Source organism: Priestia sp. LL-8, from assembly GCF_036227845.1.
Classification (GTDB): domain Bacteria; phylum Bacillota; class Bacilli; order Bacillales; family Bacillaceae_H; genus Priestia; species Priestia zanthoxyli.
The window spans coordinates 351818-378242 of sequence record NZ_JAZAQH010000001.1; the positions used below are offsets into that span (position 1 = coordinate 351818).

The following is a 26425-nucleotide window of genomic DNA, read 5'->3' on the forward strand; positions in this document are numbered from 1 at the left end:
GCTATGAGAATGGTATACTGAAACTTGCTTTTCTTGAACGAAAAGAATGAAATCTGTTCTTCTAGGGGGGAACAAACGTTGAAGCAAGAAGAATTATTTGAACAAGCACGTGTATTTATAGAGACGTGTTACGCTGAGCTTGAAAAAAGCGAAGCGGATAAAAACAAGCGATTAAAAGAAATTCATCAGCAAATTATGTCACTCGGACATTATGATCATACATTTGAAGAGCTAGAGCACGGAGCTCGTATGGCTTGGAGAAACAGCAATAAATGTATCGGACGACTATTTTGGCAATCGCTTAATGTATTTGATAAGCGAGAGGCGAGCACAGTTGAAGAGGTAAGAGACGCCCTTTTTCATCATATTGAATATGCAACAAATGACGGGAAAATCCGTCCTACTATTACGGTGTTTAAACCAAAAATGAAGGCAAAAGAACCGGTCAGGATATGGAATCATCAGCTAATCCGCTATGCTGGGTACGAGACGGAATATGGTATGATAGGAGACCCTGATTCTGTTGCGTTCACGGAAGTTTGTCAAAAATTAGGATGGGAAGGTGAGAGAACTCACTTTGATGTTCTTCCTCTTGTCCTGCAAGTGAATGAAGAGTCGCCTCGATATTTTGAGATTCCAAAACATTTAGTGAAGGAAGTAGCTATTACGCATCCAGAACTTCCTGAATTTGAAGACTTACAGTTAAAGTGGTACGCTGTCCCAATGATTTCAGATATGAAGCTAGAAATTGGAGGGATTGAGTACGTCGCAGCACCGTTTAATGGATGGTACATGGGGACTGAAATTGGTGCCCGAAATTTAGCGGACACGCATCGCTATAATCAACTTCCAAAAGTAGCTTCTATAATGGGATTGAACATGAATTATAATGCTACGCTTTGGAAGGACAAAGCTCTTGTGGAATTAAACGTTGCAGTGCTTTCTTCTTTTAAACGAGAAGGCGTTAGCATTGTAGACCATCACACGGCTGCTCAGCAATTTCACTTGTTTGAAGAACGAGAGCAAAAAAATGGCCGCGAAGTGACTGGGAACTGGACGTGGTTAATTCCACCGGTTTCGCCAGCTACTACACATATTTTTCATAAGCCTTATAAAAATAAAGTATTATCACCAAACTATTTTTATCAAGAAGCTGCTTATTAAATGAACAAAAAAGAGAGTACACATGTGTACTCTCTTATTACACGTTAATTAATTTTTGTGTTTATCAAGCAAGTTAGCAAGTACATATGTTTTGTACTTTTCCACTTTGCGGCCTTCATGGTTGCGAACTCCTCGTTTCTTAAGTTCCTCAACATACCAACCTTTGCTTCCTACGTGCATACTCAAACACCCTTTCGTCATTTTTTTAGGATGAACAGAATGAGGTTCATTGTCTGCTCGAATGGAGACATCTTGTCTTTCCAATACGTGCCTCATTGTAACATCTTTTATTTTATGATGAAAGGGAAAAGGTTAAAAAAACGAGAATGATTTCAGGTGAATTTTAGTTTACTCATTCCTCGTTTTTTTGGGATAGAAGGAGGAGGTTTAATTCGTCTTTGTTTTGGATTAGATCTTCTAATGTATACTGATCTAAAACCTTAATGAAGGCTTGCATGGCTTCATGTAAGACACTTTTTAACTTACAGACGGGGCTAATAATGCAGAAATTTCCTTCACAGTCAAAACATTCAACGATATGAAAGTCTTCTTCTGTTTGACGTACCACTTTTCCAATATTAATGTCTTTTGGAAGCTGAGCTAAACGAATACCGCCGTTTCGTCCTCGGATTGTTTCAATTAAGCCAAGTTTTCCAAGCTCGTGAATGATTTTCATAAGATGGTTTTTTGAAATATTATACGCTTCAGCAATTTCTTTTATATTGCTTAGTTTATTATTATCGCGAACGCCTAAATATAATAAAACTCGCAGTGAGTAATCTGTATATTGTGTGAGCCTCATCTTTTTACCTCTTCTCTTATCAGCAGCTGATATATCTATAATAGCATGTCTATATCTAAGAAATACAGAAAGAATGCTCACATTTTTGACAGGGTGAATTTGTGAACATTCCTTTAAATATGTATATAAAATATATCTTTTTAAGTAGGATATGAGTATTATAAAGGTGTATTAAAAATATATCTTTTAAAATGAATCTTTCGGAGGCGAAAGTTATGAAACAAACAACTATTTCTATTGTAAAAAGTACAGTTCCTGTTTTAGAAAAGCATGGTCAAGCAATCACAACTCGTTTTTATGAAATGCTTTTTGAACAGTATCCTTCTTTAAAAAATGTATTCAACCAAACAAATCAAAAAACAGGACGTCAGCAAATGGCGTTAGCTAATACAGTTTATGCCGCTGCACAGTATATCGATCGGCTTGAAACGCTGCTTCCAGTTGTGAAGCAAATCGCCCATAAACATCGCAGTATCGGCGTGAAAGCAGAGCACTATCCAATTGTCGGCGAGTTCTTACTAAAGGCAATTAAAGATGTTTTAAAAGAAGCTGCTACCGATGAGATTATGGAAGCTTGGAAAGAAGCTTACGGTGCCATTGCAGACGTATTCATAAGTGTGGAGCAAGAGTTATATGAAGAAGCCGAAGAAAAAGGATGGAAAGATTATAAAAAATTAATGGTTCATAAAAAAGTAAAAGAAGCAGAAGACGTGTACTCGTTTTATTTAGTATCACCTGATCAAAAAGCATTGCCTGCTTTTCTGCCAGGTCAATATGTGAGTGTACGAATTCCTGGTCAAGAATATTTATCCATTCGCCAATACAGCTTATCTGGCTATCCAAACCAACCATACTATAAAATTACGGTAAAAAAAGAAAAGCAAATGGAAGACGGGGTCGTGTCAACTTATTTACATGATCAATTGAAAGAAGGAGACTTGCTTGAAGTCAGCGTTCCAGCAGGAGACTTTGTCTTAAAAGAAAATAATAAATCAGTGTTTATTAGTGGAGGTGTAGGAATTACTCCAATGATGTCAATGCTTCATCAAGCTCTGGAAAACAATCAAGAAGTAACATTTATTCACAGTGCTAAAAATGAGCAGTTTCATGCAATGAAACGAGAGCTTCAATCGTTGTCAGAGAGATATACGTTTGAACAACATGTTTTCTATAGTAAAGCGCAAACAGCTCAGCAGGATGAACATATAACGTACGGTCGCTTAACTAAAAAAGAGCTAGCTAAATATGCCGGCGATAAACATGCATATTATTATGTTTGTGGATCTTCTTCATTTACGCAAATGGTGTTAGAAGGCCTAGCTGAAATGGGTATTTCCCAAGAAAATATCATGTATGAATCGTTTGGTCCGAAAATGAGTATGACTCCTTCCGCATAAATGTATGGAAAAAGGGTAAAAAGCTAACAGTAGACAATACTGTTAGCTTTTTTTATGAAAGGGAGTTTAAAGATGACAAATAAGCAGTATGACATGGTGGGAATAGGAATAGGACCTTTTAACTTAGGCTTAGCGGCCCTTGCTGAGCCTCTTGATGAAATTGATGCCGTCTTCTTTGATAAAGAAGAGAAATTTGAATGGCATCCGGGCATGTTAATTGACGGCACGGACTTGCAGATTCCATTTCTAGCAGACTTAGTTACCTTTGCGGATCCAACAAGCCCCTATTCTTTTCTAAATTATATTCACAAGCAAAAACGCTTGTATCCGTTCTTTTTCTTTAATCGTTTTGACATTCCGCGTCAAGAATACAACGAGTACGCAAAATGGGTAGCGGAGCAGCTATCTTCCTGCCACTTTTCTTCAAAAGTTGTGGACGTGATACCGAAAAATGAAGAAGAGTATTATGAAGTAAAGGTAGAAACACCTGAGGGAATTCAAACAGTAAATGCTAAACACGTTGTAATGGGAACAGGAAGCATTCCACTTGTGCCTCCGGCTTTTGACAAAAAGCTGAGTGAGCATATTTTACACAGCAGCGGCTATTTACATAAAAAAGAAGAGATTCAAAAAGGAAAGCATGTAACGATCGTTGGTTCAGGGCAAAGTGCTGCAGAGATTTTTCTTGATTTACTAGAAGAACAGACTGAACATCATTACCACCTTACATGGTTTACAAGATCCTCGAATTTTTTTCAGCTTGATCAATCCAAGCTTGCTCAAGAGTTATTTTCGCCAGATTATGTAGATTACTTTCATTCGCTGCCTTTTGAGGAACGTACAAGTACGGTAGAAGATTTAAATCCTTTACGTCACGGAATTGAATCTTCTACCTTAACGAAAATATATGATTTACTTTATCATCGTTCCCTTAAAGGGAAAGTACCCGTTACGATTCAAGCTTCGACTGAAGTAAGTGATATTCATAAAAAAGGAAATGCATATGAGCTGGAGTGCAAACAATTAAAGGCTGAACGCTCTTTTCAATACGAAGCAGATCGTTTGATATTGTCCACGGGCTATAAGCCAAAGATTTCGCCGTTCATCGAACGAATAAAAGATGATATCGAATGGGAAGATGACAAGCGTTTCAAAGTCACAAAAGATTACCGGCTTGTCTTTAAACACCCCCGTAACCACCACTTTTTTACGTTAACTAATATCGAACATTCACATGGATCTGGCGCAACAAATCTTGGTTTATCCGTTCAGCGCAATCAGCGTATTCTGAACGTGATTGCAGGGAGAGATGTGTACCCAGTTCCAGAAGAGATGACGTTCCAGACATTTAATTTGTTTTGAATTTCTGCTTTATAAAAATCTTCAATATGGTTTTTGATTATTGTAGAAAAGTTTTTTACTCATAAACTATGTTTAAAAGAATAGTGTACGGGTATTTTATTTATAGAACATTAGTACACAAATCAATTAAGGAGTTGCTTAGAATGAGTAAGAAAATTGCAGTATTAGTAACAGATTTATTTGAAGATGTGGAATATACAGATCCAGCCAAAGCCTTTGAAGAAGAAGGCCATACGCTAACAAAAATCGACGTTAAAACAGGTGAAGTAACAGGTAAACAAGGCGAAACAACATTAACAATTGATAAAGCAATTGGGGATGTAAAACCAGAAGATTTTGACGCATTGTTTTTACCGGGAGGTTTCTCACCAGATATCTTGCGTGCGGACGATCAAGTCGTAGCTTTCACAAAATCATTTATGGATGAAGGCAAACCTGTTATGGCTATTTGTCACGGACCACAGCTGCTAATCAATGCTGAAACATTAAAAGGACGTGACGTAACTGGTTTCAAATCAATTGCTATTGATTTGAAAAATGCAGGTGCAAACTTCCATGACAAAGAAGTGGTGGTATGCGGTAATCAACTAGTTACAAGCCGTACACCAGACGATATGGAAGCATTCGTACGTGAATCAGTAAATGTCTTAAAATAAGCAAATAATATTAGTAAAACTTTCTGTAAAAGGCGATAACAGGGTGATTTATCACTCTGCTGTCGCCTTTTTTGTATGTAACGTTTTTGACGAGGAATTTACAGTTATATTACCGCATTGGATGGAGCTGTTTCTCAAAGTATATGAAAACCTTTTACTATCAATAGATGGAAGCCGCGTAACATAATCGAAATATTTTTTACATAAGTGTGAGTATAATTTTGGTAGCTTAAAAGGCGTTGCGAGTTTCATAGTTTTCATGCAACAATGAGGGTGCATCACGAGATTGGCTTGCTACAAGCTTAGATGCGTTGCGGTTTTACAAAAAACTTTATTATCACATAGGAGGATTTCAAACATGAAGAAAAGGTTTCGTATTGCCACTGTCGCAGGTGCCGTATCATTAGGATTACTAACAGCAGGACAAGCAAATGCAGCAGCTCCTGATTGCAACACTCCAAAACAAATTAACATTAAAGATGCTCAAGCAGCACAAAATATAAATGTAGATGAGCTATTAAAGAAATTTAACGCTCAAGGACAATCTGCTCAAGCAGAAGCTCCACAACAAGAAACACAAACACCAGAGCAAGCTGAAGCAGCTCCACAGGAACAAGCAAAAGCACCAGAGCAAAGTGAAGAGGCAAAAGCTCCTGAGCAAACACAGCAAAATACAAAAGCTCAACAATCAGAAAATACTGATAAAGCAGAACAAACAAAAGATGCTAGTCAATTTGAACAAAAGGTAGTAGATTTAGTGAACCAAGAGCGTGAAAAACAAGGTCTGAAACCTCTAACACTTAACAAAGAATTAAGTGACGTTGCACGCACTAAATCAAAAGATATGATGGATAAAGGCTACTTTGACCACAATTCACCAACGTATGGTTCACCATTTGATATGATGAAACAATTTGGCATTGAATATACAACTGCAGGTGAAAATATTGCAAAAGGTCAGCAATCTCCTGAGGATGTAATGAATGCTTGGATGAATAGTGACGGTCACCGCAAAAACATTCTAAACCCTGATTTCACTGAAATTGGTGTTGGATACGTCAAAGGTGATACTACGTACTGGACTCAACAATTTATCGGTAAGTAATACAAAAAGAGCAGGATATACCTGCTCTTTTTTGCGTTTTTAGCTGTCCAATTTGGGTATAGTAAAGTAAGAACACGTAAAGGAGTGCCTTAAATTGGGACGTATAGTAAAAAAAATTCTAGTCGCTGTTTTTCCTATCCTGTTAAAAGAAGGATATCGTCATTATAAAAATCGTAAAACTCGAACTACCCCCTCTAAAGGGTATAAATAAAAAGGACTCGAAAGAGTCCTTTTTATTTTATGCTTGAACAGGGATATGCTTAAATTCTTTTACGTTAAATAATCCTTTGTCGGTTAATTTTAGACATGGAATAACAGGTAAGCTCAAGAAAGATAAAGTCAGCAACGGATTGAATTTCTGTGAGATATCGAGATCATGAAGAGCTCCGTGAAGCTGCTCAAGTAAGCTGTTCACTTCATTGTAAGGATGAGGTGACATTAATCCTCCGATGGAAAGAGGGAGGGAGCCAATCACTTCATTGCCTTTTACAATAACAATACCTCCGCCGATTTCTTCAATTGCCGCAATTGCTTTTGCTAAATCCTCGTCATTTGTTCCTACCGCTACGATGTTATGTGAATCGTGAGCAATCGTAGTAGCAATCGCTCCGTCCTTTAACTGAAATCCTTTTACAATTCCAAGACCAATATTTCCTGTCAGATGATGACGCTCAACAACCGCCATTTTCAGCTGATCGTTTTCTATAGAAGGCTGAAATTCATTTTGTTTCACCTGAACTTCTTCTACAATATGATTTGTAAGCAAGCTGTTTGGATTAATTTCAATAATATTAGCGCGATTGTGCTGAAGTGGTATCGTAAGTTTGTTGATAGAAAACTCTTTCAAATGAACAGAATTCATTAGTTCTGTTGGAAGATCAATTTGTTCTTCATGAACAGAAAGCATCTCTCCATTTTCAGCAATGAGCTCTCCGTTTTGATAGACGTGTCCTGCAGATATATCGGTTAAGTCGTCGAATAGAATAAAATCAGCTTTGTAACCAGGAGCAACGGCACCTCTATCTTTTAACCCGTAGCATTCGGCGGCATTTAATGAAGCCATTTGAATAGCAATTAATGGATCCAGCCCGAGTTCAATAGCAAAACGAACATTATAATCAATAGAACCTTCCGTTAATAAATCATCTAGGTGTTTGTCATCTGTACAGAATAAAAATCTGCGTGCGTTGCGTTCATTTACAGCGGGTAATAATTGCTTCAAATCTTTAGCGACAGAACCTTGGCGGATCAGAACATACATCCCGCGCTGAATACGTTCAATTGCTTCTTCTGCTGTTACGCATTCATGATCTGTTGAAATGTTAGCGGTACGATAAATATTAACGCCCGTAGCATCTAACCCTGAGCCGTGCCCATCAATTACGCCATTTGCATCGTTAGCTGCTTGTAATTTATCGAGCATATCGTTATCTCCATCTCGCACAGCAGGGAAATCCATCACTTCTGCTAATCCAAGCACGCGAGGGTGAGAGAAAAATGGCGCTAAGTCAGCTGCTTTTAAGACGGCTCCAGAGCTTTCAAAAGGAGTTGCTGGAACGCTTGAAGGTAAGTTCACAAATACGTCTAAGGGAATGGAATCCGAGTTTTGAAGCATAAATTCAATGCCAGATTTCCCTGAAACATTCGCAATTTCATGAGGGTCCGTTACGACAGTTGTGACGCCTCTAGGTACAAGAAGTTTTGAGAACTCTTTAGGTGTAACCATTGATGATTCAATGTGAACGTGTCCATCAATGAATGTAGGAGAAATGTATTTTCCTTTTGCATCCACGACGTTATTCCCATCGTATTGACCTATTCCAACAATCACTCCATTTGCAATCGCAATATCGGCTTCGATGATGGAAAGCGTAAAGACATCGATAATTTTCCCGTTTTTCACTACAAGATCTGCAGGTATTTTTTTATTGGCAACAGCAAGCTGTTTTTTTAAGGTTGTTTTTGTATTTGACATGAATGTGACTCCTCTCATTGTATAACTGAATAACAATGAAGGACTATGTAAGGGAGAACATAAAGAAGAATAAAAATGCAGTATGAATGATGTTCAACCCTCGTAGTCCAACTATTTACGGTAGTTCGGTAGAAACTCTTGGACCCTATTTCCAAGACTATACGAGCTTTAGGTATTTCGATACATTCTATAGACAAATAATAAAAACGTCAATTCCTAATAAAAAAGAAAGATTTTTGGGAATATTTCATCTATGTGTATGTAAACGATTTAACTCTTATTTGCTCGCTAAAAGGTGCAGCATTCATGTATAGAAAAAAATGTAGAAAAAACCGTCAATGGCTATTAGTCATTGACGGAGTTGTCATTAAGCTTGTTTACGCAGTGTACCTAATTCTTCCGCGATCGCTTGCATTTCACTTGGGCTAAAAGAATCTTTTCTCATTACCATATCGTATAAGTACTTTAAGTCTTCATACATTTCTTCGTCAAAAGCTTCAGCTTTAATTGCTCCGATATTTAGCATGCGCAATTTTTCACTAATGCTATCGACCATATGTTTAATATTCTCTGGAGATTTTACTGATAAATCCACTTTGTTCATCCTTCCAGTTGCGTTTTTTTTATTGTAACATGTTTTTATCGTGTGAACACTTTTATGTCAGGTTCTTATCCACAGAAGAGTGGAAACGATATAAATAAAAGAAAACTATTTTTTAGTTTAAAAATGATTGTATATAATGTTTGTAATAAGGGAAAGGAGTCGAGACTATGATTAACGTATTATTCGTTTGTTTGGGAAATATTTGTCGTTCACCGATGGCAGAAGCGGTTTTTAAAGATATGGTGAAGAAAAAAGGGCTAGAAGGACAAATTCACGTAGATTCTGCAGGCACAGGAGGCTGGCACAAAGGCAATCCTCCTCATGAAGGGACGCAGTCTATTTTAACGAAAAACAACATTGATTTTAAAGGGCAAACAGCAAGACAAGTGATTCAAGAGGATGTAGCTAAATTCCATTATATTATTGGAATGGATGTCGAAAATGTAGGAAATCTGAGAAGGATGGCTGGACATACTAAAACAGGTTATATTGCAAGGCTTTTGGATTTTGTGCCCGATTTACATATTGAAGATGTGCCTGACCCTTATTTCACGGGGAATTTTGACGAAGTATATGACTTAGTTCAAGAAGGATGCAAGGCTCTGTTAGACGAAATTATAGAGAAGCATTTCTCGGAATAAGAGATACTTAAAAAATAAAAAACGGAGGAGAAACGACAAATGGGTAAACGAAATAAGCTAGTAGAAGGTATTGTCATTGGAGCAATTATAGGAGGAGCTGTTTCTTTATTTGATAAAGAAACAAGAAGCGCCGTCATTCAAGGAAGCAAAAAACTGAAAGACAAAACAACAACTCTTATTCAGCACCCTGAACTTGTAACGCATACTGTCAAAGAGAAATATGAAACCATTCGCACGACCATCGAGCAAGTTTCTGAAGATGTATCATTTATAGCAGGAAAAGTAGAAAAGTTAAAAGAAACAACGCCTCAGGTGATGGAAATTGTAAACGATACAAAAGAAGCATTTGCGGAGAAGTATGGTGATGAACAGAAATAAATAAGGAGGCACATATGGCTGGAATGTACATAAATAACATCGTAAGGTTTGGCAAAGAACTGATGGGCCGCATTCATCGAGATGAGCTGCCCAGTTTATCAGCTGAATTGGCTTATTATTTGCTGCTCTCGCTATTTCCTTTTTTAATTTTCTTAATTACGCTGATTGGATTTTTGCCATTGGAATCAACAGACCTGCTTGACTTGGTCGAAAATGTAGCGCCACAGCAAACGCTGCACATGATTGAAAGCAACGTTTCCCATATCATTGGTTCTCATAATGAAAAGCTATTGTCCTTTGGTATCATTGCGACGATGTGGTCTGCTTCAAATGGAATTAATGCGATTGTAAGAGCATTTAACCGAGCGTATCACGTACAAGAAAATCGGCCTTTTTTAGTGGCGAGAGGTATGGCAGTTCTCCTTACTTTTGCGATGATATTTGTTATTATTGTAGCGCTTTTACTTCCGGTTTTCGGTCATATGATTGGTCTTTATTTATCGTCTACGTTTGGGTTTTCAGAAACTTTTCTCGCTTTATGGTCTGCTTCCCGCTGGATTATCAGCGGTCTCATTTTGTTTACCGTTTTTACGGGGTTATATTACTTTGCTCCTAATAAAAAGCTGCTGATTCGAAATGTTGTAAAAGGAGCGGCTTTTGCTACGGTCGGATGGACAGTGGTATCGATGCTGTTTGCGTATTACGTAAATCATTTCAATAACTATACAGCTACATATGGAAGCTTGGGCGGAATTATTATCCTGCTTATTTGGCTGTATCTATCAGGTATGATTATCGTTATTGGAGGAGAAATTAACGCTATTTTCTACGACCGTCGAGTTAAATCTTCATAGTCACAAATTGGGATGAAATCATTCGCAAGATATGAGCATACTAACAAAGTGAAAGGGAGGTTTTACATCATGACAAAGCATACGAAAAAAGACGGAAGCAATACAAAGCAAAATAAAAAGAGCCAGCCCAAGCATAAAACAAGCAACAGCCAAAATGGACAAAACGGTTACCATTAAGGCATTGATTTCCATAATAAAAAGCCTAACAAATACGTTAGGCTTTTTTGAGTTAAGATTTTAGCAAGCGAAGGCCGTTTAAAATAACTAAAATGGTGCTGCCTTCGTGACCTATAACACCAAATGGCATATCAAGCACTTGGAAAAAATTCGAACAAATTAATAGAAAGATGACGGCAATAGAAAAAATAACGTTTTGTTTCACAATTGAATTCATCCGTCTGGAAAGAGCTACTGCATCCGAAATTTTTGATAAATCATTTTTCATTAAAACGATATCGGCTGTTTCAAGTGCGACATCCGTTCCTTCTCCCATGGCTACTCCAACGTTAGCAGTAGCCAGAGCAGGTGCATCGTTAATGCCATCTCCCACCATTGAAACGGTAGGGAATTTTTCTTTTAAAGCTTTAATTTTATCTACTTTCGCTTCAGGCAAACATTCTGCAATGTATTCATCGACGGCACATTCTTTTGAAATGGCTTCGGCTGTTTTTTCGCTGTCTCCTGTAATCATGACGGTATGAATCCCCTGCTCTTTAAGAGATTTAACAGCGTCTACAGCTTCTGTTCGTACAACGTCTTTTAGGGCAAGCAATCCTACAATACCATGCTGGTCTTTTGCGTACACAATCGTTTTTCCTTCACTGGCAAGCGTAGATGAAATCCCATTTTCAAATTCAGCTGCATCTTCTTTACCTACAAAATCTGCTTTTCCTATCTTCCACGTATCTCCTTGAAGAGACCCAATGACACCGTATCCGGGAACGTCTTCAAGCGAATCTGGCTGAACGAGCGTCAATTCCTGCTTATTTTTCACAAAGTCAACAATGGACTGAGCAAGCGGATGATTGGACTGGCGTTCAATTGATGCTATTTTAATAAGAAATTCCTGTTCGTTCATATCAGAACGGACAATGACATTTGTCACCTCTGGCTTTCCTTTTGTTAACGTTCCTGTTTTATCAAAAGCAATTGCGCTTAAATGACTTAATCTTTCCAAATGCACGCCGCCTTTGAACAAAATTCCTTTTTTTGCTCCGTTTGAAATAGCAGACAGCGAAGCAGGGGTGATAGATGCAACCAGAGCGCAAGGAGACGCTACAACTAAGAGAATCATTGCACGGTAAAATGTCTCGGTCCAGCTCCATCCAAGCACATAGTGTGGGAGAAACAGCATAACTGCTACAACCGATAGAACAATTTTTACGTATGTGCCTTCAAATCGTTCAATAAACAATTGAGAAGGCGACTTTTCACTTTGAGCTGTTTGAACAAGTTGAATGATCTTTTGAAACAGCGTCTCAGCACTTGGCTTTGTCATTTTGATGGTAATGGCGCCTTTCACATTCACCGTGCCCGCGAATACTTCATCATCGAGCTGTTTTAGTACAGGAACAGATTCCCCTGTAATAGCAGCTTGATCAATCGTTGTTTGACCTGAGACAACAATACCATCGGATGGCACTCGTTCACCCGGCTTAACTAGCAGCAAGTCACCGATTTGTAAATCCGAAATGGAGACAATTTCTTCTTGGTCTCCAATCAGACGCGTTGCTTCTTGCGGCTGTAAATTCATCAAGGCGCTAATTTCTCGGTTGCTTTTATTCATGGTGTACGTTTCTAGTGCACCGCTTAAGGCAAAAATGAAAATAAGCATAGCACCTTCTGTCCAGTAGCCAATTACAGCCGCTCCAATGGCTGCGATAATCATTAACATTTCCACGTTTAATTCTTTATTTTCAATCGTTTCTTCAATGCCTTCTTTTGCTTTAGCAAATCCACCTATCACATAAGCTAATACAAAGAGCGTGATAGATACAGCTGTATCCTGCTGTTTTGAAAGCAGCCAGCCGGCTAAAATAAGCACTCCGCTCAATAGTGCAGCAATGAGTTCACCATGTGTTTTTAATACGTTGACAGCAGAAGATGTTTGCGGCGTTTGTTCTTGTTTTTTAGGTAACGCATTTTCCATACAAATCCTCCTTGAACGATAATTGAGAAAAATAATCACAATCATTACCCCTAAAAAAGCACGAAAGCTGCCATCTCAGCGATAGCAGCATACTTTTTCCATTTATTATCTTTTGAATTGGGATATTTAGTATAGTATAGCACGGAACAAGCAAGGAGGTAACAACTAATGCTTAAAAAATAAAAACAGAATGCAGCTGGACGTCTGCATTCTGTAAAAAACGTACTACATATCTAAATGCTCTTCATAATATTTATAAGCGGAAGTGTAAATGTGCTCGATATCGGCATCCGTCATGTACATTAAGGTTTCACGGTCAATCCCCTTCATTGTTTCAATAAATGTAATCATGTTTTTACGTTCTTGTCTGCTCATTTATTATTCTCCTCTCCATCTGTTTTAATACAGTTTATTATATTTAATTGTATTATATAACAGAAAAAGTATTTTGTGTGGATTTTTTTTTAAAATAGGCAAAAAAATTTTGAAAGACGTAAATAATTGACTATATAGAAAAATGTGTTTTATAATTTATATATGAACATATGCTCATATACTTGCATATAATGAACGGAGAGATGTTATGAAAAAAGATGAACATTCGTTTTTATCACCTCAAACAGTAGAAGAAGCATCAAGAATACTAAAAGCTATTTCAGATCCCACGAGAATGAAAATTCTTTATTTGCTATTTCAAGAAGAGTGTTCAGTGGGTCATATGGTTGAAGTGCTTGGTGTTTCACAATCAGCTATTTCACATCAGTTAACTCACTTGCGTCATTTACGTTTAGTAAAATATCGCCGTGAAGGGAATACGTATTTCTATACGTACGATGATGAACACGTAGTTGGAATACTGCATCAAGTAATTCAGCACGTAGAATGCGCACATAACGAATAGAAGGAGGACTTTAGATGAGTCATGATCATCACCACCATCATGGTCACCATCACCATTTTGATACACAGCGTGAAGGCAACAAAAAAGGTCTGTTCATTGCACTAATTATCACAGCGGGTATTATGGTTCTTGAGTTTGTTGGAGGGCTTTTTACAAATAGTTTAGCGTTATTATCCGATAGCGGACACATGCTTTCTGATACAAGCTCACTTGCTCTTAGCCTTGTAGCGATATGGTTTGCTAATCGAGCTGCATCGGCTAAAAAAACGTACGGTTATTATCGTTTTGAAATATTAGCGGCTCTTTTTAACGGAGTGGCACTGTTTGTAATAGCAGGATTTATCATATATGAAGCCTATCAGCGCGTATTAGAGCCGCAGTCTGTTGCCAGCGGCAGCATGATGCTGATTGCTACTGTTGGTTTACTGGCTAATTTAATCAGCGCATGGTCACTTATGAGACAAGGCGATGTAAAAGGAAATGTAAATTTACGCAGCGCTTACTTACACGTATTGGGAGATGCTTTAGGATCTATTGGAGCTATTGTAGCGGGGCTTCTTATGATGCTGTTTGGATGGTATATTGCTGATCCGATTATTTCTGTAGTTGTGTCTGTATTAATTTTAAAAAGCGCTTGGGGCGTGCTTGCTCATAGTGTTCATATTTTGATGGAAGGCTCTCCTGAAGGAGTGGATCACAGTGAAATAAAAAACCTTCTTGAAAACATTGAAGGAGTCAAAGATGTGCATGATTTACACATTTGGACGATCACTTCAGGACTGGACTCATTGAGCTGTCATATGCGCGTAGAAGATGAAAAAGATTGTCAGCAGATTTTGCAAAAAGCCATTGATTTAGTACATGATCACTGCGGTATTGAGCATACGACGATTCAAATTGAAAAATCAGCTCTTCAGCACACAACGCTAAAAGTTTAAAAAACAAGCGAGAACTTAGATGTTCTCGCTTGTTTTTTGTTGCATAGGCATTTTTTGTCCGAATACAAAAAGAACGATAAAAATACAGCAAAGCATCCCGCTGATAATATTAAAAAAGCTGATATGGTGAAAGAACTGAATAAACGTGCCGCCTATGTAAGGGCCGGCAAGGCTTCCGATACTAAAAGCAATGCCGCATAGCAAATTACCTGTAGGCAGTAGACGAGTAGGAATCAAGTCCGTCATATAGCTGATTCCTAAACTAAACGTAGAGCCTACAACCATGCCTGCTATAAATAAACAAGCTACTAATGGAATAGAGGTGTCTTCCAAGAGACTTGCTGTAAAAAAAGTCATGGCTCCAATTGATAAAATCCACCCTAATACCAATTTCCGTCCCAATTTATCGCTCAGTATGCCAAGAGGAAGCTGAAACACAATAGCTCCAACTGCAAAAGAAGTCAGCAGAAGTGAAATAAACTCTACTTGCAAACCAATTCGTAAACCATATACAGGAAAGCTTCCGTTCAGTGATGATTCTAAAAAACCGTATCCAAAAGGCGGTAAAAAAGCAATCCAAGCATATTTCGCCGCTTTAGAAAATCGTTTAGCCGTTTCTTTTAATGAATTAACCTCCACTTCCTGTAGGGGAAATTCATTTTTTATCAAAAATAAAAAGACCCACGTTAGAAGACATAGAGCGGATGAAATCATAAAAGGCAGCGCTTGATTAATTTCAATTAACGGCGTCATTAAAGGTCCAACAGCAAAACCAATACCGAAAAAAAGCCCGTATAATGAAATATTTCGACCTCGTTTATCAGCAGGGGAAGACGATGTAATCCAAGTTTGAGTTCCAAAGTGCAGCGCGTGATCTCCTATTCCAATAAATAAACGGAGCACAAACCAAAATACAACAGATTTCCACAGGGGAAACAAAGCTAAAGATACAATAACTAAAAGTCCCCCTGCTGCGATAATTGGTTTATATCCGTATCTGCGAAGCGGCGCTTCCATGAACGGAGAAATAAATAAGATGCCCAGGTACAATCCAGTTGCGTTTAATCCGTTTATAGTAGAGGAAAGGCCGTCTTTCTCAAAAATAATAGCAATTAAAGGCAGCAGCATGCCTTGGCTGAATCCAGAAATGGCGACAAGGCTAACTAAAATCCAGAAACGTTGTTGATGAGTAGCACTCATAGCATTCAACCTCTTTTTATCTATATTTTGTCAATCCAACTGTTTAATCGTACAAGGAAAACGCTTTATTGACAAGGATATAAACAGGCTGTGCTGTCCATTTGACATCTTTATGTAAGGAGAGTAGAATAAAACATGTAAATAGTTACATGTTTTTGTTTACAATTAAGAGGTGATTGCTATGATAGAACCAGAGCTTAAAAAAATAGCGACATTTACAATTAATGTTGGTACACCTGTTGTTATTGGTCATACGGGCTTGGGGAAAAAACAGTTTATTCCCATTAAGTCAGGTACTGCATATGGAAAGATAAAAGGCTTAATCCTTCCGAGCGGAGCAGATTCTCAAATTATTCGTTGGGATGGACGCGTGGATTTATCTGCTCGTTATGTGATTCAAACAGAAGATGATGAACTTATCTATATTGAAAACAACGGAATTCGTCAGGTTAGCGAAGAATTTAGAGACCAGGCTGCTGAAGGTAAAATTGTACCTCCAGAGCATGTATATTTCCGTACGATTCCTGTCTTTGAAACAGGAAGTGCAAAGTATAAGTGGTTACAGAACCGCATGTTTATAGGCGCTGCTGTAAGAAAGCCAGACAGCGTTGTGCTAGATATATACGAAGTTTTATAAACCAGACCAAAGGAGAGGTATAAACATGGAAAAATTTATTGGAAATCATATGATTTACACATACGAAAACGGATGGGAATATGAAATTTATATTAAAAACGAAAATACAATTGATTACCGTATTCATAGCGGAATGGTGGCAGGAAGATGGGTTCGCGACCAAAAAGTAGATATTGTGAAATTAACAGAAGGTGTATATAAAGTATCGTGGACTGAACCAACGGGAACAGATGTATCTTTGAACTTTATGCCTGATGAAAAACGCATGCACGGCATTATCTTCTTCCCAAAATGGGTACATGAACATCCTGAAATCACAGTATGCTATCAAAATGATCATCTCGATTTAATGCATGAGTCTCGTGAGAAATATGAGACATATCCAAAATACGTGGTTCCGGAATTTGCTGACATTACATTTATCAAAAATGTCGGAGTGAATAATGAGGAAGTTATCGCTCAAGCGCCTTACGAAGGAATGACGGATGATATTCGCGCTGGAAAATTAGTTTAATACGGAGTCATAAAAAAGGCTAGTACAAAAGTATGTTAGTTGAAGGAAGATCCGAACGAATTTGATTCTTGATCAAGAATCAAATTCGTTCGGATTTTTTTATTGTGATGGTGCCCGGAAATAAACCGCGGTGTAACAAGTGATCCATATTGAGAGTAGGTGGTTATATAAAAAGGAGTTTATAATGAAGTAAAGGAGTGAAGAAAATGGAATTTAACATGAAAAAAGAAGCGGGATTTACGACAGATCTTCCTTATGGAGAGCTACATATCGCAGGAGATGAAGAGTATGGCTTTCGTCCTTATCAGCTAATGACATCGTCCATTGCCGTTTGCAGCGGAGGCGTGTTAAGAAAAATTCTAGAGAAAAAAAGAATCGCTTTTTCTGATTTACGCATCCAAGCTGATGTAACGCGCAATGATGAAAAAGCGGGGCGAATCGAAAAAATTCACTTGCACTATATCATCACAGGAGAAGACCTGCCATTAGACAAAATTGAAAAATCGATTGAGCTAGCCCGAAAAAATTGCTCAATGCTACAGTCGGTTATTGACAGTATAGAAGTGACAGAAACCTTCGAAATAAAATAAAAGTGGACAATGTCCACTTTTATATTTCTTTTGGTTTGCTTCCGGCTTTATCAAAATAGCGCATGCGTTCAGGGGTCAGCTGAAGAAGCAAATAATTTGGGTCGTCTGGACTTTTAATCCACTCTTTTAACTTTTCATTCCAAAATTTCTTTTTTAACTCTTCGTTTGTTTCTACATTTACTTTGGCTTCTACCTCTACATACGGATCACTCCAACCTTGCCCATCATAGCCTAACAAAATATGAACGTAAGGGTTTTTTTCTAGTTCTTCGACTTTATGGGTATCTTTATTGGTGGCGGTGTAAAGCACAAGATCTTCATGAAAAAACATCATAAAGCGTGAATAAGGTTTTCCATCTTGAATTGTAGCTAACGTTCCAATTGTATAGTCATCCAGTACGGATAAAATTTGATTTTTCACATCATTACTGCTCATTTTTTCACTCCTTATTATATCTTTTTACCCTTGGTAGTTTGGCTGATTTTTAAATATCTTAATCAAAAATCAATTAAGGGTTTATCATTTATAAAAATAGGTTAAAAATACTAACATTGACGGTGAGTCTATACAAATTCCATTAATTTGATATGATTGATTTTGTTGTCAAAAAATGAATAAGGTAGGTGTACATATCGATGATCAATCGGATTTTTCTTATAGCGGTTATTCTTGGGGTACCGCTATCTGTTATTGGGCACATGATGCACTGGTCAGATGTTCTTATGTTTATTATTTACTGTTTAACAATCATTGCCCTCGCAGCTTTTATGGGGAGAGCAACAGAGAGTTTAGCTGTTGTAGCTGGTCCTCGGATAGGCGGTCTATTAAATGCTACGTTTGGTAACGCTGTAGAATTGATTATTTCTATTTTTGCTCTAAAAGAAGGCCTTACAGCAGTGGTGCTTGCATCGTTAACCGGTTCTGTATTAGGAAATCTCCTTCTTGTAGGCGGTCTTTCATTCTTCATCGGGGGATTAAAATTTAAGCGTCAAGAATTTAATGTCTATGATGCAAGACATAATTCTGGATTATTGATCTTTGCCGTTATCGTTGCGTTTGTTATTCCTGAAGTGTTTGCTAGCGAAATGAACGAAGCGAAGACCATGTCTCTAAGTGTCGGGATTTCCATTATTCTCATCATCTTATACTTAGCGGCGTTATTCTTTAAGCTGGTAACGCATCGAGGCGTGTATCAGCATAAAAGTGAAGAAGTGGAAGAACATGAGGAGCCAGAGTGGTCAATGTGGAAAGCGATTGCGGTTCTCTTTTTGTCTACTTTAGCTGTAGCTTACGTATCCGAAAGCTTGGTAAGTACAATCGAAATTGTATCGGAAAGCTTTGGCTGGAGTGAGCTGTTCATCGGGGTCATCATTGTAGCGATTGTTGGGAACGCGGCAGAGCATGCTTCCGCTATTATTATGGCCGTTAAAAATCGCATGGGTGTAGCTGTTGAAATTGCTGTTGGGTCAACTTTACAAGTAGCGATGTTTGTAGCGCCGATATTAGTACTTGTTTCGCTAATGTTCGAAAACCAAATGTCTCTAGTTTTTACTTGGCCTGAGTTGATTGCGATGGTAACAGCTGTATTTTTAACCATTGCGATTTCTAATGACGGAGATACAAACTGGTTTGAAGGTGCAACTCTTTTAGGTGCTTATATTATTATGGGAATTGGTTTTTATCTTATTTAAAAAAGAAACGTTCACTTTATGTGAACGTTTCTTTTTGTGTAATTGAATAGAAGAATTTCCCTTTTGTTATTCAGGATAAAACAGGGGTTGTTTGAAAAAACTATGGTTGCATTCATTAACGATGTTGAAAGGAGTTTCTAGATGTTACGTAAATTGCTTTTATTTGTGTTTACCATCATTATTTCATTTTCATGTTCAACGAAGATCGCCATTGCGAAAACAGCTCAGCCTACCATCAACGTGCCTTCTTCAGCTTTAAATATCTCAAAAGAAAATACGTATCCAAATGCTAGTCAAGACACGCCATATTTGCAGCCGAGTGAGTTCACAAAAGAGCTTATTGAAACGTCAAATGTAAAAATTGAAAACCCTGATTTAATTCGTATATTAAATGAATCAAACATTTCTAAAACTCCATGGGCAATTGGTTTTAGAGCAACCATCTTTTTAGGACAGTGGCCGTTAAATTATGAATCCGCAGAAACAAACGTTAACTGGCAGCACCAGCGAATCAATACGAATCATTATGATAACAGAGCAGGAAAAACTCAGTATAAAATGATGTACAGTCAGGAAAATCAAAGCCATGTAAAAGGCGGATTAACAGCAAAAGTGCCTCAGCCTGATCATGTTAAACAAATGATGCTAATCGAAGCAGCTAAAAAAACAAAGCTTGCTTTATCTTTTCAAACGTTTGTAGGTGCTGGAACGAAAAAAGACCAGGTCTATAACGTAGCTCCTAAAAAAGTAGGTTATCTCTATGCGTACACGCCTGCTGTAAGTGAAAAGGGAAAAGTGACGTATGGAGAAGTGTATGTAACGGTAAAAGGAAGTAAGCGCTCAATTGTTGTGAGAAATGTAACGTCTCAAGGAATTGGAGCATGGATTCCTGTACAAGACTATGTTTCCTTAAGCTTTGGGGCTTACGATCAGCCGAGATAACAAAAAAGAGATTCCAGTGCTGGAATCTCTTTTTTGTTATTTTGTGATGTTCGCTTGGAGTTTGCTAAAATCAGTATCTTGATAATAGCTGTTTTTCACCAAAATATTAGGTCCCAAACAAGAGACCGCTGAACAATGACAGCTAAGTTCTTTTGAAATCGTACTTTGTTGCCACGTATCAAAAGCGTCTGTAAGCTTTGTATCTTGAATGTTGCCAAGAGGAGGCGTATCACCAAAATCCGTTACGATAATATCTCCGTCAAAAATATTTACATTTAGGCGAGAGCGCCCGTCTGGATCGTTTCGAACAGTTACATTTTTACTGCTATACAAGCGTTGTAAAAGCGCTAAGTCTTCCTCATTATTACTGCATGCATAAAAAGGTAACGTGCCGAATAGCATCCACACATTTTCATCTCGAATATCAAGAAGGTGACGAATTGCTTGGCGCATTTCAGGAAGAGATAATGTTTCTAATGTGCTGGCAAAGTCACTTGGATACATAGGGTGTACTTCGTGACGCTGACAAAGCATTTCATCCACAATTTGACGATGAATCTTTTCCATATGAGGAAGCGTACGTTTATTTAACATCGTTTCAGCTGATACCGTTACACCAGCTTTTACAAGCGCACGGCTGTTTTCAATCATTCGGTCGAAATATTTGGCGCGCTGCTCATAAGTAGGCTTTCGATCCATCATTGCAAAGCCAGCTTCCACAAAATCGTCCATCGTTCCCCAGTTGTGAGAAATATGTAAAACATCTAAATAAGGAATGATTTGTTCGTAACGAGCAAGATCTAATGTTAAATTTGAATTCATCTGTGTACGGACACCACGTTCATGTGCATACTTTAATAAAGGCACCACATAATTTTTCACAGAAGATAGGGACATCATAGGCTCTCCGCCCGTAATGCTTAACGCCCGAAGAGTTGGAATTTCATCGAGACGTTTTAAAATTAAATCAAGCGGCAGTGCGTTTGGATCTTTTGGCTGCAGTGTATATCCAACCGCGCAGTGCTCACATCGCATATTACAAAGCGTTGTTGTTGTAAATTCAACGTTTGTGAGCGTCGGTTTGCCGTATTGTTTCATATCTAAATACGCTTCCCACGGATCGAACTCCGGGGTAATTCGTTGTAAAGTGGCCATAAAAAAACTCCTTTTATTTTTCCGTAAAGTGAAATGATTATGAAAGCATCTCACCGTCCATCCTGCTAGACTAAATTATACGTCTCATTCAAAACGGACACCAGTGACTATTATGGATTTTATTGCTTTTAGTTGTCAAATATGAAAGTATTCGTTAGGATATAAAGAAATACGAATGAAAAGCTATATCAGGAGGGTTTAAAATGGGAAACGCCGTTCGAGATAAAGATTCACAAGTACGTTATTTAAAAGATCGTTTGAATATGTTTGTACACGTATTAGACTCCATGGAGCCTGAAAATACAGACCTAGAAGACATTGACCGTTTAATTACGATGATTGATGACCTAGAAGCAAAATGTGAGCAATTTAAAAAAGATAAAGAATAAAGAAAGAACGAGAGAAAAAGCGCTAGAAAAACTAGCGCTTTTTTGCTTGAAGTGGAAATCCTCCTATAAAGGTCTTTCGAAACAATTTTTGAAGGAGTATAATAAATTTTGAAAGTTGTACGACAGATAGATAAATACATACATTATCGGGATATGGGAGGAATTAAGTGATGATTGAAGCTTTAAAACAAAGCATGTACGATTTAATTGTTGAAACATCTACAAAATTGCCAAAAGACGTTCGACGTGCTATCGCAAAGGCAAAAGCGCGTGAAAATGCAGGAACGCGTGCAGCAATGTCTTTAGCGACCATTACCAATAATATTAAGATGGCGGACGATAACTTATCGCCAATTTGTCAAGATACAGGTATGCCGACATTTAAAATTAAAACCCCTGTAGGAGTGAATCAGCTTCAAATTAAAGAAGCAATTTATTGGGCAATTGAAGAAGCAACAAAGCACGGAAAGCTTCGCCCTAACTCTGTAGATTCGTTAACTGGAGAAAACAGCGGTAATAATTTAGGCGGCGGCACGCCGGTTATTAAGTTTGAACAGTGGGAAAATGACTATATTGATGCGCGTCTTATTTTAAAAGGCGGCGGCTGTGAAAACAAAAACATTCAGTATAGCCTCCCTTGTGAAGTAGAAGGTTTAGGCAGAGCTGGTCGTGATTTGGACGGCATTCGTAAATGTGTCATGCATTCTGTATATCAAGCGCAAGGCCAAGGCTGTAGCGCCGGCGTCATTGGTGTTGGAATCGGTGGCGACCGTACAACAGGCTATGAATTAGCAAAAGAGCAGCTGTTCCGAAACTTAGATGACGAAAATCCAAATGCTCAGCTGAAAGAATTAGAAGAGTATGTAATGGAAAATGCCAATAAGTTAGGAATCGGTACAATGGGCTTCGGCGGAGAAACGACATTACTTGGCTGTAAAGTCGGCGTAATCAATCGTATTCCTGCTAGCTTCTATGTTTCAGTTGCGTATAACTGCTGGGCTTACCGCCGTTTAGGCGTTAAAATCAATGCTGATACAGGAAGCGTTCAAGAGTGGCTGTATCAAGAAGGCGAAGAAGTAGATTTTAATAAAAATGCAGGTGCAGAAGAGAAACAAAATTCGGATGAAACAAAAGAAGTTGTATTACAAGCACCTATTACAGAAGAGCAAATTCGTGAATTAAAAGTTGGCGACGTGGTGCGCATCAACGGTATGATTTATACAGGACGCGACGCTATTCATAAACATTTAACAGATCACGATGCGCCAATTGATTTAAATGGACAAATCATTTATCACTGTGGCCCAGTTATGTTAAAAGATGAAGATGAAAAATGGCACGTAACCGCTGCAGGACCAACAACAAGTATTCGTGAAGAACCTTATCAAGGGGATATTATGAAGAAATTTGGTATCCGCGCGGTTATTGGTAAAGGCGGTATGGGTCCTAAAACGCTTGCTGCTCTTCAAGAGCACGGCGGTGTATACTTAAATGCTATCGGCGGAGCTGCACAGTACTATGCTGATTGTATCAAGAGCGTAGAAGGCGTTGATTTGATGCAGTTCGGTATTCCTGAAGCAATGTGGCATTTAAAAGTAGAAGGTTTTACAGCTGTAGTGACGATGGATTCACACGGAAACAGCTTGCATGCAGACGTAGACAAATCTTCGTTTGAAAAGCTTGAGCAATTTAAAGAACCTGTATTTAAATAAACATACGTCCGGAGCGTATGGTAAAAAGTAACGTTCATGAACGAGAAAATAGAGTGGATACTAAGCGTAAAATGACTTCCGAAAGGAGCTTCTTATGCGCCGGTTCACCTTTTTTCTCGTTTTTTTATTTGTGATGTCAACAGGCATAGCATCTGTTGAAGCACAAATGTATCCAAACACTCCGATCAGCTGGGGATTTCAAAAAAGTAAAAATCACAAGCCCGCATCCGCAGGTACAGCTTATGAACAAATTCTTGCTAAGTATGATGCTTTTTACCTCGGAGACACAAATAAAAAAAATATTTATTTAACATTTGACAACGGTTATGAAAATGGTTATACACCGCAGGTATTAGACGTGCTCAAAAAAAGAAAGGTTCCTGCCACATTTTTTGTAACAGGACACTATTTAAAAGAAGAGCCTAAGCTAATTAAGCGAATGGTAAAAGAAGGGCATATTGTCGGCAATCATTCATGGCATCACCCTGACTTAACTCAAGTGGATGATGCACGTTTTAAAGAGGAATTGCAAAAAGTAAAAGATGAATACAAGAATATTACGGGTCGTGATGAAATGAAGTATCTTCGCTCACCTAGAGGTGTATTTAGTGAACGAACGCTAGCTCTTTCAAAGCAAGAAGGCTATACGAATGTATTTTGGTCACTTGCATTCGTTGATTGGAAAGTGAATGAACAAAAAGGCTGGCGCTACTCGTACGACAATATGATGGCTCAAATACATCCAGGTGCGATTATGCTTTTGCATACCGTTTCAAAAGATAACGCGGATGCGTTAGATCAAGCAATTGTAGATTTAAAAAAGCAGGGCTATACGTTTAAAAGCATTGATGATTTAATGAACGAACGCAAACAAATGAAGAAAAGTCCTTCTAAAACGAAATAACGATAAAAACCGATGGGAATGTTTCTCCTGTCGGTTTTTTGCTGTTGAAGTGTTATAATATGCGTTGATGTCTTTTTTAAAGCGATACGGTCTAATAGGTTTTAAGCAGTTAAGGACCGTTAATAACTATATAAAGAATTTAAACTAATCGGAGTTGGTCTCATGAATAAACCAAAAACTGAAATGAAAGTTCAAAAAGGACAAACGTTTCCGTTGACTATAAAAAGACTCGGTATTAATGGAGAAGGCGTGGGCTATTTTAAGCGCCAAGTCGTCTTTGTGCCGGGAGCATTACCAAATGAAGAAGTGGTGGTAGAAGCAACAAACGTTCAGCGCAATTTTGCGGAAGGGAAAATCAAGCGAATTCGCAAAAAATCTCCTCATCGCGTAGAAGCACCCTGTCCGATTTACGAACAGTGCGGAGGCTGTCAGCTTCAGCACTTATCCTATGAAGGTCAGCTAGAATCAAAGCGCGATATCGTTCTGCAAGCGTTCGAACGTCACAGTGCCTTAAAAAAAGTAGACGAAAAAACACGCCAAACCATTGGAATGGAAGATCCGTGGCGCTATCGCAATAAATCTCAGTTTCAAGTAGGTGTGGACAAACAAAAAGTCATTGCTGGTTTGTACGGACTGAATTCTCACCGCTTGATTGATATTGAAAACTGTCCGATTCAGCATAAAGCTACAAATCACGTGACAAAAGAAATAAAACGAATTTTACAAGACCTTCAAATCCCTATCTACAATGAGCGTAAACGTCGTGGGATTGTACGTACCATCGTATCTCGAGTAGGATTTGAAACGGGTGAAGTGCAAATTGTCTTAATCACGGCTAAAAAAGAAATTCCGAAAAAAGAGCTGCTGATTAAAGAAATTCAGCGCCGCCTGCCGGAAGTGAAATCGCTCGTACAAAACGTAAACGGTCAAAAAACATCGCTTATTTTTGGAGACGAAACGTTTACGCTATCTGGAAAATCGGTGATTCAAGAAACGTTAGGAGACATTTCATTCGAACTTTCAGCGCGTGCATTTTTCCAGCTGAATCCTCTTCAAACGGTGAAGCTATACGACGAAGTAAAAAAAGCAGCTGCGCTAACGGGCAGTGAAAAAATCGTAGATGCTTACTGCGGAGTAGGGACAATTGGCTTATGGCTTGCTAAAGATGCCAAAGAAATTCGCGGAATGGACACGATTGAAGAATCCATTGTAGACGCGCGAAAAAATGCCAAAGATCATGGATTTGAACATGCCACGTATGTGACGGGTCCAGCTGAAAAGTGGATGCCGCAGTGGGTGAAAGAAGGATGGAAGCCAGACGTAGTCGTCGTTGACCCGCCGCGAACAGGCTGTGATGACAAGCTTCTAAAAACGATTTTACAAGTAAAGCCAAAGAAAGTGGTTTACGTATCTTGTAATCCATCCACATTAGCGAAAGATGTGCAGCAGCTGTCGAAGGCTTATCATGTGGATTACATTCAGCCTGTGGATATGTTCCCTCATACGGCGCACGTGGAGAATGTAGTGAGTTTGACGTTAAAGAAATGAATAGAAAAAGAGTAAAAGAGCAGATTTGATTCTGCTCTTTTTTCTTTGTAATAAGGAGGTCTTTATCACAAGTAAAGGAACAAGGTTTTTATGTAGTATCATATTTCAAATAAGGAAAATAAATGAAACTAATTTCTCCTATTGACAAAGCATCCAACTGGTATTAGAATAAACAACTATTCGACAGTCATTCTATTGATTGAAAAATTTAATACG

General features: G+C 38.2%; 28 protein-coding genes and 1 riboswitch. Of the genes, 19 read left to right on the forward strand and 9 right to left on the reverse strand.

The window, feature by feature from the left end:
* Positions 1 to 78: 78 nt before the first annotated feature.
* Entirely contained in the window at positions 79 to 1164 is a 1086-nt protein-coding gene (locus U9R83_RS01855; protein WP_014461861.1) for a nitric oxide synthase oxygenase, read from the forward strand.
* 48 nt (positions 1165 to 1212) lie between these two features.
* Here U9R83_RS01855 and U9R83_RS01860 read toward each other — a convergent pair whose 3' ends face one another.
* Entirely contained in the window at positions 1213 to 1344 is a 132-nt protein-coding gene (locus tag U9R83_RS01860; RefSeq protein ID WP_016762840.1) for a YflJ family protein, read from the reverse strand.
* Positions 1345 to 1516: 172 nt separating this feature from the next.
* The gene (locus U9R83_RS01865) at positions 1517 to 1966 is read right to left on the reverse strand and encodes an Rrf2 family transcriptional regulator (protein ID WP_013055121.1); all 450 of its coding nucleotides are present in this window, start codon (positions 1964 to 1966) and stop codon (positions 1517 to 1519) included.
* Positions 1967 to 2181: 215 nt separating this feature from the next.
* Between U9R83_RS01865 and hmpA the strand changes: the two genes are divergently transcribed.
* The 4 genes from hmpA to U9R83_RS01885 all read left to right on the forward strand — a co-directional run bounded on the left by hmpA (position 2182) and on the right by U9R83_RS01885 (position 6486).
* The gene (gene hmpA / locus U9R83_RS01870; RefSeq protein ID WP_014461860.1) at positions 2182 to 3363 is read left to right on the forward strand and encodes an NO-inducible flavohemoprotein; all 1182 of its coding nucleotides are present in this window, start codon (positions 2182 to 2184) and stop codon (positions 3361 to 3363) included.
* A 72-nt stretch (positions 3364 to 3435) separates the two neighbouring features.
* Positions 3436 to 4725, forward strand: a complete 1290-nt coding sequence (locus U9R83_RS01875; protein WP_014461859.1) for a lysine N(6)-hydroxylase/L-ornithine N(5)-oxygenase family protein — start codon at positions 3436 to 3438, stop codon at positions 4723 to 4725.
* Positions 4726 to 4868: 143 nt separating this feature from the next.
* On the forward strand, positions 4869 to 5381 hold the full coding sequence (locus tag U9R83_RS01880) for a type 1 glutamine amidotransferase domain-containing protein (protein WP_014461858.1): 513 nt from the start codon (positions 4869 to 4871) through the stop codon (positions 5379 to 5381).
* 358 nt (positions 5382 to 5739) lie between these two features.
* The gene (locus tag U9R83_RS01885; RefSeq protein WP_014461857.1) at positions 5740 to 6486 is read left to right on the forward strand and encodes a CAP domain-containing protein; all 747 of its coding nucleotides are present in this window, start codon (positions 5740 to 5742) and stop codon (positions 6484 to 6486) included.
* A gap of 238 nt (positions 6487 to 6724) precedes the next feature.
* On the opposite strand, the gene ade is transcribed toward U9R83_RS01885, so the two are convergent.
* Both ade and U9R83_RS01895 read right to left on the reverse strand, forming a co-directional pair.
* Complete coding sequence (gene ade / locus U9R83_RS01890) at positions 6725 to 8461, reverse strand: adenine deaminase (protein WP_115652963.1); 1737 nt, start codon at positions 8459 to 8461, stop codon at positions 6725 to 6727.
* Positions 8462 to 8544: 83 nt separating this feature from the next.
* A riboswitch (purine riboswitch) is annotated at positions 8545 to 8646 on the reverse strand.
* 182 nt (positions 8647 to 8828) lie between these two features.
* Positions 8829 to 9056, reverse strand: coding sequence for a DUF1128 domain-containing protein (locus tag U9R83_RS01895; RefSeq protein ID WP_013055127.1), 228 nt, complete (start codon positions 9054 to 9056; stop codon positions 8829 to 8831).
* Positions 9057 to 9232: 176 nt separating this feature from the next.
* Here U9R83_RS01895 and U9R83_RS01900 point away from each other — a divergent pair, with 176 nt between their 5' ends.
* From U9R83_RS01900 to U9R83_RS01910, 3 genes are read left to right on the forward strand one after another with little or no spacing between them, the layout of a single operon-like run.
* On the forward strand, positions 9233 to 9706 hold the full coding sequence (locus U9R83_RS01900; protein ID WP_013055128.1) for a low molecular weight protein-tyrosine-phosphatase: 474 nt from the start codon (positions 9233 to 9235) through the stop codon (positions 9704 to 9706).
* A 39-nt stretch (positions 9707 to 9745) separates the two neighbouring features.
* Entirely contained in the window at positions 9746 to 10084 is a 339-nt protein-coding gene (locus U9R83_RS01905) for a YtxH domain-containing protein (protein WP_243550185.1), read from the forward strand.
* Between the two features lie 14 nt (positions 10085 to 10098).
* Positions 10099 to 10938, forward strand: coding sequence for a YihY/virulence factor BrkB family protein (locus U9R83_RS01910; protein ID WP_013081521.1), 840 nt, complete (start codon positions 10099 to 10101; stop codon positions 10936 to 10938).
* Between the two features lie 229 nt (positions 10939 to 11167).
* On the opposite strand, the gene U9R83_RS01915 is transcribed toward U9R83_RS01910, so the two are convergent.
* Positions 11168 to 13087 carry a heavy metal translocating P-type ATPase gene (locus U9R83_RS01915; protein ID WP_033580743.1) on the reverse strand — a complete coding sequence of 640 codons (1920 nt, stop codon included), beginning with the start codon at positions 13085 to 13087 and terminating at the stop codon, positions 11168 to 11170.
* 225 nt (positions 13088 to 13312) lie between these two features.
* A complete protein-coding gene (locus U9R83_RS01920) occupies positions 13313 to 13462 on the reverse strand; it encodes a BH0509 family protein (protein WP_013055132.1) in 150 nt (49 codons plus the stop codon).
* A gap of 208 nt (positions 13463 to 13670) precedes the next feature.
* Between U9R83_RS01920 and U9R83_RS01925 the strand changes: the two genes are divergently transcribed.
* A complete protein-coding gene (locus tag U9R83_RS01925; RefSeq protein WP_013081523.1) occupies positions 13671 to 13988 on the forward strand; it encodes an ArsR/SmtB family transcription factor in 318 nt (105 codons plus the stop codon).
* 14 nt (positions 13989 to 14002) lie between these two features.
* A complete protein-coding gene (locus U9R83_RS01930) occupies positions 14003 to 14926 on the forward strand; it encodes a cation diffusion facilitator family transporter (RefSeq protein WP_243550186.1) in 924 nt (307 codons plus the stop codon).
* A 15-nt stretch (positions 14927 to 14941) separates the two neighbouring features.
* On the opposite strand, the gene U9R83_RS01935 is transcribed toward U9R83_RS01930, so the two are convergent.
* Complete coding sequence (locus U9R83_RS01935; RefSeq protein ID WP_042992359.1) at positions 14942 to 16126, reverse strand: MFS transporter; 1185 nt, start codon at positions 16124 to 16126, stop codon at positions 14942 to 14944.
* Between the two features lie 181 nt (positions 16127 to 16307).
* Between U9R83_RS01935 and U9R83_RS01940 the strand changes: the two genes are divergently transcribed.
* The 3 genes from U9R83_RS01940 (at position 16308) to U9R83_RS01950 (ending at position 17867) form a co-directional block, all read left to right on the forward strand.
* The gene (locus U9R83_RS01940) at positions 16308 to 16763 is read left to right on the forward strand and encodes a DUF3237 domain-containing protein (protein ID WP_014461849.1); all 456 of its coding nucleotides are present in this window, start codon (positions 16308 to 16310) and stop codon (positions 16761 to 16763) included.
* Positions 16764 to 16788: 25 nt separating this feature from the next.
* Complete coding sequence (locus tag U9R83_RS01945) at positions 16789 to 17277, forward strand: phenolic acid decarboxylase (protein WP_014461848.1); 489 nt, start codon at positions 16789 to 16791, stop codon at positions 17275 to 17277.
* 206 nt (positions 17278 to 17483) lie between these two features.
* Positions 17484 to 17867: an OsmC family protein gene (locus U9R83_RS01950; protein WP_028412448.1), complete on the forward strand. Its 384-nt coding sequence runs from the start codon at positions 17484 to 17486 to the stop codon at positions 17865 to 17867.
* A gap of 19 nt (positions 17868 to 17886) precedes the next feature.
* On the opposite strand, the gene U9R83_RS01955 is transcribed toward U9R83_RS01950, so the two are convergent.
* A complete protein-coding gene (locus tag U9R83_RS01955; RefSeq protein ID WP_014461846.1) occupies positions 17887 to 18303 on the reverse strand; it encodes a pyridoxamine 5'-phosphate oxidase family protein in 417 nt (138 codons plus the stop codon).
* A 200-nt stretch (positions 18304 to 18503) separates the two neighbouring features.
* On the opposite strand from U9R83_RS01955, the gene cax reads away from it, so the two are divergent.
* Together cax and U9R83_RS01965 are read left to right on the forward strand one after the other, a co-directional pair.
* Complete coding sequence (gene cax, locus U9R83_RS01960) at positions 18504 to 19559, forward strand: calcium/proton exchanger (RefSeq protein WP_014461845.1); 1056 nt, start codon at positions 18504 to 18506, stop codon at positions 19557 to 19559.
* Between the two features lie 141 nt (positions 19560 to 19700).
* The gene (locus U9R83_RS01965; RefSeq protein WP_014461844.1) at positions 19701 to 20501 is read left to right on the forward strand and encodes a YfkD famly protein; all 801 of its coding nucleotides are present in this window, start codon (positions 19701 to 19703) and stop codon (positions 20499 to 20501) included.
* Positions 20502 to 20537: 36 nt separating this feature from the next.
* On the opposite strand, the gene yfkAB is transcribed toward U9R83_RS01965, so the two are convergent.
* Entirely contained in the window at positions 20538 to 21656 is a 1119-nt protein-coding gene (yfkAB, locus tag U9R83_RS01970; RefSeq protein WP_115652965.1) for a radical SAM/CxCxxxxC motif protein YfkAB, read from the reverse strand.
* Positions 21657 to 21859: 203 nt separating this feature from the next.
* On the opposite strand from yfkAB, the gene U9R83_RS01975 reads away from it, so the two are divergent.
* The 4 genes from U9R83_RS01975 to rlmD all read left to right on the forward strand — a co-directional run bounded on the left by U9R83_RS01975 (position 21860) and on the right by rlmD (position 26209).
* Complete coding sequence (locus U9R83_RS01975; RefSeq protein WP_013081532.1) at positions 21860 to 22045, forward strand: SE1561 family protein; 186 nt, start codon at positions 21860 to 21862, stop codon at positions 22043 to 22045.
* Positions 22046 to 22215: 170 nt separating this feature from the next.
* The gene (locus U9R83_RS01980; protein WP_115652966.1) at positions 22216 to 23757 is read left to right on the forward strand and encodes a fumarate hydratase; all 1542 of its coding nucleotides are present in this window, start codon (positions 22216 to 22218) and stop codon (positions 23755 to 23757) included.
* A gap of 94 nt (positions 23758 to 23851) precedes the next feature.
* The gene (pdaA, locus tag U9R83_RS01985) at positions 23852 to 24661 is read left to right on the forward strand and encodes a delta-lactam-biosynthetic de-N-acetylase (RefSeq protein ID WP_034654793.1); all 810 of its coding nucleotides are present in this window, start codon (positions 23852 to 23854) and stop codon (positions 24659 to 24661) included.
* A 162-nt stretch (positions 24662 to 24823) separates the two neighbouring features.
* On the forward strand, positions 24824 to 26209 hold the full coding sequence (gene rlmD / locus U9R83_RS01990; RefSeq protein ID WP_140451864.1) for a 23S rRNA (uracil(1939)-C(5))-methyltransferase RlmD: 1386 nt from the start codon (positions 24824 to 24826) through the stop codon (positions 26207 to 26209).
* Positions 26210 to 26425: the final 216 nt, after the last annotated feature.

Coding starts and splice junctions, on each gene's coding strand:
- U9R83_RS01860 (WP_016762840.1), bottom strand. CDS start 1,344: ATGCACGTAGGAAGCAAAGGTTGGTATGTTGAGGAACTTAAGAAACGA.
- U9R83_RS01865 (WP_013055121.1), bottom strand. CDS start 1,966: ATGAGGCTCACACAATATACAGATTACTCACTGCGAGTTTTATTATAT.
- hmpA (WP_014461860.1), top strand. CDS start 2,182: ATGAAACAAACAACTATTTCTATTGTAAAAAGTACAGTTCCTGTTTTA.
- U9R83_RS01875 (WP_014461859.1), top strand. CDS start 3,436: ATGACAAATAAGCAGTATGACATGGTGGGAATAGGAATAGGACCTTTT.
- U9R83_RS01880 (WP_014461858.1), top strand. CDS start 4,869: ATGAGTAAGAAAATTGCAGTATTAGTAACAGATTTATTTGAAGATGTG.
- U9R83_RS01885 (WP_014461857.1), top strand. CDS start 5,740: ATGAAGAAAAGGTTTCGTATTGCCACTGTCGCAGGTGCCGTATCATTA.
- ade (WP_115652963.1), bottom strand. CDS start 8,461: ATGTCAAATACAAAAACAACCTTAAAAAAACAGCTTGCTGTTGCCAAT.
- U9R83_RS01900 (WP_013055128.1), top strand. CDS start 9,233: ATGATTAACGTATTATTCGTTTGTTTGGGAAATATTTGTCGTTCACCG.
- U9R83_RS01905 (WP_243550185.1), top strand. CDS start 9,746: ATGGGTAAACGAAATAAGCTAGTAGAAGGTATTGTCATTGGAGCAATT.
- U9R83_RS01910 (WP_013081521.1), top strand. CDS start 10,099: ATGGCTGGAATGTACATAAATAACATCGTAAGGTTTGGCAAAGAACTG.
- U9R83_RS01915 (WP_033580743.1), bottom strand. CDS start 13,087: ATGGAAAATGCGTTACCTAAAAAACAAGAACAAACGCCGCAAACATCT.
- U9R83_RS01920 (WP_013055132.1), bottom strand. CDS start 13,462: ATGAGCAGACAAGAACGTAAAAACATGATTACATTTATTGAAACAATG.
- U9R83_RS01925 (WP_013081523.1), top strand. CDS start 13,671: ATGAAAAAAGATGAACATTCGTTTTTATCACCTCAAACAGTAGAAGAA.
- U9R83_RS01930 (WP_243550186.1), top strand. CDS start 14,003: ATGAGTCATGATCATCACCACCATCATGGTCACCATCACCATTTTGAT.
- U9R83_RS01935 (WP_042992359.1), bottom strand. CDS start 16,126: ATGAGTGCTACTCATCAACAACGTTTCTGGATTTTAGTTAGCCTTGTC.
- U9R83_RS01940 (WP_014461849.1), top strand. CDS start 16,308: ATGATAGAACCAGAGCTTAAAAAAATAGCGACATTTACAATTAATGTT.
- U9R83_RS01945 (WP_014461848.1), top strand. CDS start 16,789: ATGGAAAAATTTATTGGAAATCATATGATTTACACATACGAAAACGGA.
- U9R83_RS01950 (WP_028412448.1), top strand. CDS start 17,484: ATGGAATTTAACATGAAAAAAGAAGCGGGATTTACGACAGATCTTCCT.
- U9R83_RS01955 (WP_014461846.1), bottom strand. CDS start 18,303: ATGAGCAGTAATGATGTGAAAAATCAAATTTTATCCGTACTGGATGAC.
- cax (WP_014461845.1), top strand. CDS start 18,504: ATGATCAATCGGATTTTTCTTATAGCGGTTATTCTTGGGGTACCGCTA.
- U9R83_RS01965 (WP_014461844.1), top strand. CDS start 19,701: ATGTTACGTAAATTGCTTTTATTTGTGTTTACCATCATTATTTCATTT.
- yfkAB (WP_115652965.1), bottom strand. CDS start 21,656: ATGGCCACTTTACAACGAATTACCCCGGAGTTCGATCCGTGGGAAGCG.
- U9R83_RS01975 (WP_013081532.1), top strand. CDS start 21,860: ATGGGAAACGCCGTTCGAGATAAAGATTCACAAGTACGTTATTTAAAA.
- U9R83_RS01980 (WP_115652966.1), top strand. CDS start 22,216: ATGATTGAAGCTTTAAAACAAAGCATGTACGATTTAATTGTTGAAACA.
- pdaA (WP_034654793.1), top strand. CDS start 23,852: ATGCGCCGGTTCACCTTTTTTCTCGTTTTTTTATTTGTGATGTCAACA.
- rlmD (WP_140451864.1), top strand. CDS start 24,824: ATGAATAAACCAAAAACTGAAATGAAAGTTCAAAAAGGACAAACGTTT.